This window comes from Synechococcus sp. B60.1 (genome assembly GCF_047462555.1).
In the GTDB taxonomy this organism is placed as follows: domain Bacteria; phylum Cyanobacteriota; class Cyanobacteriia; order Thermostichales; family Thermostichaceae; genus Thermostichus.
On record NZ_JANSJN010000001.1, the window covers coordinates 23,908 to 29,439 of the forward strand.

Here is a 5,532-nt window from a genome sequence, read left to right on the forward strand (position 1 = left end):
CCCGTTCACCGTTTTGGTTGAAGAAAAGGCGCTGATGTTGGGGCCGAGGGCAGACCCCTTGTGGCGTCCGGTATCTTCCCAGGTGAGCTCAACGATATCCAGCCCGTAGTGGGCTGCCAGGGATCACGCCCGCGGATCCCTAGTCATGGCGATTGTCCGGTCGATTACCTGCCTATAAGCGAAGTACTCTGCCCATTGCGGCAGCGATGAGGAAGGATCCTGGCTCGTCGGAAAATCCATAGGGTTTGCCTAAGCAGTGGACATCAGCGGCAGAGCAGCCGGGGAAATGCTCATCCAGCTTAGCGAACTCAGCAGCCAAAAGGTGGGGATGTGGGCTTCCTTCAATATAGTAGGCTCCCTTCTTTAACGATGCCCTGACCATAACCCGGTTACGGAGAGCCGGCGCGGCAGTTTCGCTTTTGGCAACCCCATCCCTTTGCCGGGATCCCCAGCTACCTGGGCTACCATAAAAAGCTGTAGGGCTTTTGCATGAATCATCACAGGTCATGGCCAATATTCAACGGGATCCTGAGGTCAACGTGTCTGCGGCCACGGCCATTTCTTCAGAGTCTCAGCCTTCGGCGCCCCCCTTGCCTTTGCCCGTCATGTTTCGCCTAGGCTTATTTCAGATGGGGCTGGGGATGATGTCGCTGCTGACCCTGGGAGTGCTCAATCGAGTCATGATTGACCCGGAGCTCTTGGCCATCCCGGCCACGGTGGTGGGGGGATCCCTGGCCATGCACCAGTTGGTTTCCCCGGCCCGCGTCTGGTTTGGGCAGCTTTCCGATGCCAAGCCTTTGTTTGGGACGCACCGCAGCGGCTATGTGCGCCTGGGCTCGGTGCTGTTTGCCCTGTGCATCTTCTTGGCCGTGCAGGTGGTGTGGGGTTTGGGGCAGAGCTTTGCCAGTAGCGGTTGGTCGCTGGCCACCTACGGTTGGATTGCTCTCGCCGCCTTGATGTTTGCTCTTTATGGGCTTTGTCTGAGCGCCTGCTCCACGCCCTTTGCGGCGCTGCTGGTGGATGTTTCCGATGAGCACAACCGCTCCCAGTTGGTGGGGATCGTCTGGTCGATGCTGATGGTGGGCATTGCCGGCGGGGCAATTGGCTCGGCAGTGCTGCTGCGCGGCCTGGATCCCGAGAACTTGCAGAGCACGATCAACCGCCTCTTCATTGTTATTCCTGCTGTGGTGATCCTGCTGGGGGTGATCGCCACCTGGGGGGTGGAAGAACGCTATTCCCGCTATGGATCCCGTTCCACCTTGGCCGGGCGGGAAGACCAGATCACCCTGGGCACGGCCCTCAAGGTGCTCACCGCCAGCCGCCAAACCCTGATCTTCTTTGGCTTTTTGGTTCTGATGACCATGGGCCTGTTTATCCAGCAGCCGGTTCTGGAGCCCTATGGCGGCGAGGTGTTCGGCATGACCGTATCCCAAAGTACCCAGCTCAACGCCTTCTGGAGCCTGGGCGTTCTAGCGGGAATTGTGGTGACCGGATTTCTGATCGTGCCCAGGCTGGGCAAGCAGCCAACGGCTCGGCTGGGCTGCCTGCTGGTGGCGATCTCCTTTGGGTTGACCATTTTGGCAGGGTTTACGGGCGAGCCAGCGATGTTGCAACTGTGCATGATCCTGTTTGGCCTGGCTTCCGGGATCACCACCAACGGCGCCATTAGCCTAATGTTGGACTTGACGGCAGCAGAAACCGCCGGCACCTTCATTGGAGCCTGGGGCCTAGCCCAGGCCATGTCGCAGGCGCTCTCTACCCTCATTGGTGGCGCCTTGCTGGATCTGGGGCGGATTCTCTTTCCCTCTTCCCCCGTCCTCTCCTACGCCACCGTCTTCGGGGTGGAGGCGGCGGTGATGCTGCTGGCGGTGTATTTGCTGGGACGGGTAAGCGTAGCCGAGTTCCGGGAGAAAACCAGCCGCGCCCTGACCGAGGTGCTGGCGCTGGACCTGGAGGGCTAGCGCCGCTGGGCCGGCTCGTAGTGGGGGCAGCCTTGGCAGGGTCCGTTGGGGTTAACGGCGCAGCGCAACAGGGGCGAGCGGGCATTGAACCGACAGGAGGGATCCCCCAGAAAGTGGCCGGCCTCAGGGGGTGGGCTCACCGGGCGAATGAGAGCGCGGATACTGCACAGGTGATATTTGCCCTGCCGCAGTTGATAGGAATGGCGCTTTTCCAAAACCAAATAGTGCTGCTCCGCCAGTTGAACGTAGGTACCCGGATGGGGGCTGCTCTCCCAGGGACATTCCTCCACCACCTCTCCCGAATCCGCATCGATCCACTGAATGGGCAAGGCCGGGTTGACAGAAGACATAAGGTGCCAAGGAGGCCAGCCTGGAGAACAGACCGGCAAACAATAGAATGGACGCGGTTTTGCCTGTACTGGTTCTATTTAGTGTAGAGGATTTTCCTTGGGCGGGCCGCCAATTGGGGAGAGGATCGAGCCCCAGCTCCTCGCGCCTGATCTAGATCTCCTTTTTCCCGAGGGAGGTTACCTCCATCTCTTGCGCCTCGAGTAGCCAGAGACCTTATCTCTTGCCGAGGGGGTTGCCTTAGACCCCGTTTTCTTACTGTGGCATTATGGGTCAGAAGCAAAGATTGGTAGCCTGGCTGAGGATAGGCCACTGGTGAGCCACATCTGCCTGGAGCGACCGGAGTCCTTATGGTAGGGCAAACCTTGGCTGGCCGCTATCAGATCCTAGAAGAACTGGGATCCAGCGGGCAAACCTACCTGGCCCAAGATGGCCATCGCCCCGAACAGATCTGGGTGGTGATCAGGCGTTGGCAACCTCGCTCTCCCAAGGAGGAAGAGCCCTCTGCCACCCGGCAGCAATTTCAACAGGCAATGGCGCTGCGGGAACGCCTGGGATCCCATGACACTCTCCCGCGCCTGCTGGCCTATTTTGAGGAGGAGGGGGGCTTTTACTGGGTAGAAGAGTGGATCGAGGGGCCTACCCTGGAGCAAGCCTTGCGCCAGGCCACGGAGCAAGGGCAGCTCTGGTCAGAGGCGGAGGTGCGGGCCTTTTTGCAAGATGTGCTGCAAACCTTGGCCTTGCTACACAGTGAGGGGGTAAACTGCTGCAACCTAGAGCCCTCTCACCTGATCTGTCGCCGGGCGGATGGCCGCTGGGTGGTGTTGGGCTTGGGCTGCTGCAACTCTGGGCCCGAGGCTGCCGACAGCGATCTGGAGGCACTTGGGCTCATCGCCATACAGGCCCTCTCAGGGATCCCGCCCCACAAGCTGTTTCGCGACCCGTTGACGGGGGAGCTGCGCTGGCACGATCTGGCTCCTACCAGCGCTCCTTTTGCCGCTTTTTTGGACTGCCTGGTGGGTTGTGACCCGCGGCAGCGCTTTGCTTCGGCAGCGGCAGCTTTGGCCGCTCTCCAGGCTTTGCCTCTGGCAGAGGGCGTCTCTCCCGGCGCTGAGATCCTGCCCGACCCTGTTGCCGCCGCTCCCTTACAGGAGCCGACTACGCCGCCGCGTTCCTCGGTATCACTGCGGGCGCGTTTCTGGATCCCACCACTTTGGGCGGGGAGTAGTCTGGCGGCTTTGCTGGTGCTACTCGGAGCTGCTGCCTGGCAACTGGCGGCCAACCTCAGCCTGTGGGGAGAGAAGGCAATTATGCCCAGGGACTCTGTCCCGCCCGCGGGAACGAGGGCAAATTTGGGATCCGCTGGGCTCAAAAGCTTCAGCTCCCCAGAGCAGCCGCCCAATCCCTCCAGGACTGGATCCCTATCCTCTTCCAGCCCTGCCCTCAACCTAGCTGACTGGGCCAAGTCCTTGCAGCTCAAGGCCACACTGGAAGGCCCCGCCGCTATCACCGCTCTGGCCATCAGCCCGGATGGAGATCTCCTGGTTGCCGGGGGAGACGACGGTGTCATCCGCTTTTGGGATCCCCAGGCCAGCCAACTGCTGCAGAGCTGGGCAGGCCACGAAGGCTCGATTGAGACGCTGGCCATCAGCCCCGATGGTACCTTTTTGGTGAGTGGGGGGGCCGACAAGACGGTGCGGGTTTGGGATTTGGCCACCCTGGGGGATGGGGTGCCACGGCTGCAGTTGCAGGGCCACACCGAGCTGATCAACAGCGTCGCCATCAGCCCCGATGGCCGTTGGATTGCCAGCGGCAGCGCCGACCGTACCATTCGCCTTTGGCAAGCTGAGGATGGCCAGTTGGTGCGCACCATCGACAGCGCCGCCCACCCGGTTACCCAGGGGTCAGGCATTACGGCGGTGGCCTTCGCTCCCTCTGGGGTGGCGGAAAAAAGGAGCCCGCCCTGGATCCTGGTGGCCGCCAACGGGGATCCCACCGTTCATCTTTGGGATCCCGGCAGCGGGGCTTTGTTGAAAACCCTGGAGGCCGACTACCCCATCGAGCAGGTGCTCCTCAGCCCCGATGGCCGCCACTTGCTCGCCGCCAGCGCTTCCGGCATCTGGATCTGGAACGTGGGCACGGGATCCCTCGAGCGCACTCTGGCCCAGCCCTTGTCTGGCTTGGCGACCCTTGCCCTCAGCCCCGATGGCCGCCTGCTGGCCAGCGGCACCGATCACCGCGCCCAGCAGATCAAACTCTGGGATCTGGGCAGCGGCAAAGAGTTGCGCACCCTGGGCGGCCAGACTGGGATGGTGAGTGCTCTGCTGTTTGGCCCCAACGGGCAAACCCTTCTCAGCGGCGGTGCCGATGGCGCCATTCGCATCTGGGGGCCAGAACATCCTGCCTCAGAAGGGGACTCAGCCTTGAGGAATCGAGCCAGGTAAAATACTCCACGGAGAAGGGATCCCAGCAGCATGGGCAGAGTGGTCATTATCGGGGCAGGGCTGGCCGGCTTAACCTGCGCCAAGGTGCTGAGCCAGGCGGGTTGGAGCGATGTCCTAGTCCTGGAAAAAAGCGACGGCCCCGGCGGGCGGGTGCGCACCGACGCGGTGGAGGGCTTCCGTTTGGATCGCGGCTTTCAGGTGCTGTTTACCGCCTATCCCCAAGTGCGGCGGCATCTGGATCTGAGCAAGCTTAACCCCCGCCCCTACCGTCCGGGAGCGATGCTGGCCCAACCCGGTCGCTGCTGGCTGTTGGGGGATCCCCTGCGGGATCCGACCAGCATTGTCCCTTCCCTCTTCAACCCCTTGGCCAGCTTTGGCGACAAGCTCAAGGTGCTGCAGTTGCGGGCGGAGCTGGCGCGGCGCACCCCAGAACAGGTTTTCCAGGAAGGACTGGGGGGATCTGACCGCTCAGTGCGAGAGTTCCTGGAGGAGTACGGATTTTCCCAAAAGATCTGCCAGCACTTCTTCTACCCTTTTTTCCGCGGCATTCTTTTGGATCCGGATCTGGCCAGCAGCGCCCGCCTCTTTGCCTTTTATTTCAAGATGATGGCCGAAGGAGCCATCGTCACCCCGGCGCTGGGCATGGGAGAGATTGTCCGCCAACTGGCCGGCCACCTTGCCCCAGAGCAGATCCGCTACCAAACCTCGGTGGAGCGCATCCTGGTGGAAGAGGGAAAAGTGCGCGGGATCCGCACCGCCAAGGGCGAGGAGATCCCTGC

General features: G+C 61.9%; 4 protein-coding genes. 3 read left to right on the plus strand and 1 reads right to left on the minus strand.

Annotated features, from left to right (window positions below):
- The first annotated feature begins 506 nt into the window (after positions 1 to 506).
- Complete coding sequence (locus NW863_RS00125; protein ID WP_414363738.1) at positions 507 to 1,961, plus strand: BCD family MFS transporter; 1,455 nt, start codon at positions 507 to 509, stop codon at positions 1,959 to 1,961.
- On the opposite strand, the gene NW863_RS00130 is transcribed toward NW863_RS00125, so the two are convergent.
- Positions 1,958 to 2,311, minus strand: a complete 354-nt coding sequence (locus tag NW863_RS00130) for a DUF6464 family protein (RefSeq protein WP_414363740.1) — start codon at positions 2,309 to 2,311, stop codon at positions 1,958 to 1,960. The two genes, NW863_RS00125 and NW863_RS00130, sit on opposite strands and share 4 nt — an antisense overlap.
- Positions 2,312 to 2,659: 348 nt before the next feature.
- On the opposite strand from NW863_RS00130, the gene NW863_RS00135 reads away from it, so the two are divergent.
- Together NW863_RS00135 and NW863_RS00140 are read left to right on the plus strand one after the other, a co-directional pair.
- Positions 2,660 to 4,753: a hypothetical protein gene (locus tag NW863_RS00135; RefSeq protein WP_414363742.1), complete on the plus strand. Its 2,094-nt coding sequence runs from the start codon at positions 2,660 to 2,662 to the stop codon at positions 4,751 to 4,753.
- 30 nt (positions 4,754 to 4,783) lie between these two features.
- Positions 4,784 to 5,532 (plus strand): protoporphyrinogen/coproporphyrinogen oxidase (locus NW863_RS00140; RefSeq protein WP_414363744.1); only part of this gene is annotated, 749 nt, incomplete at its 3' end.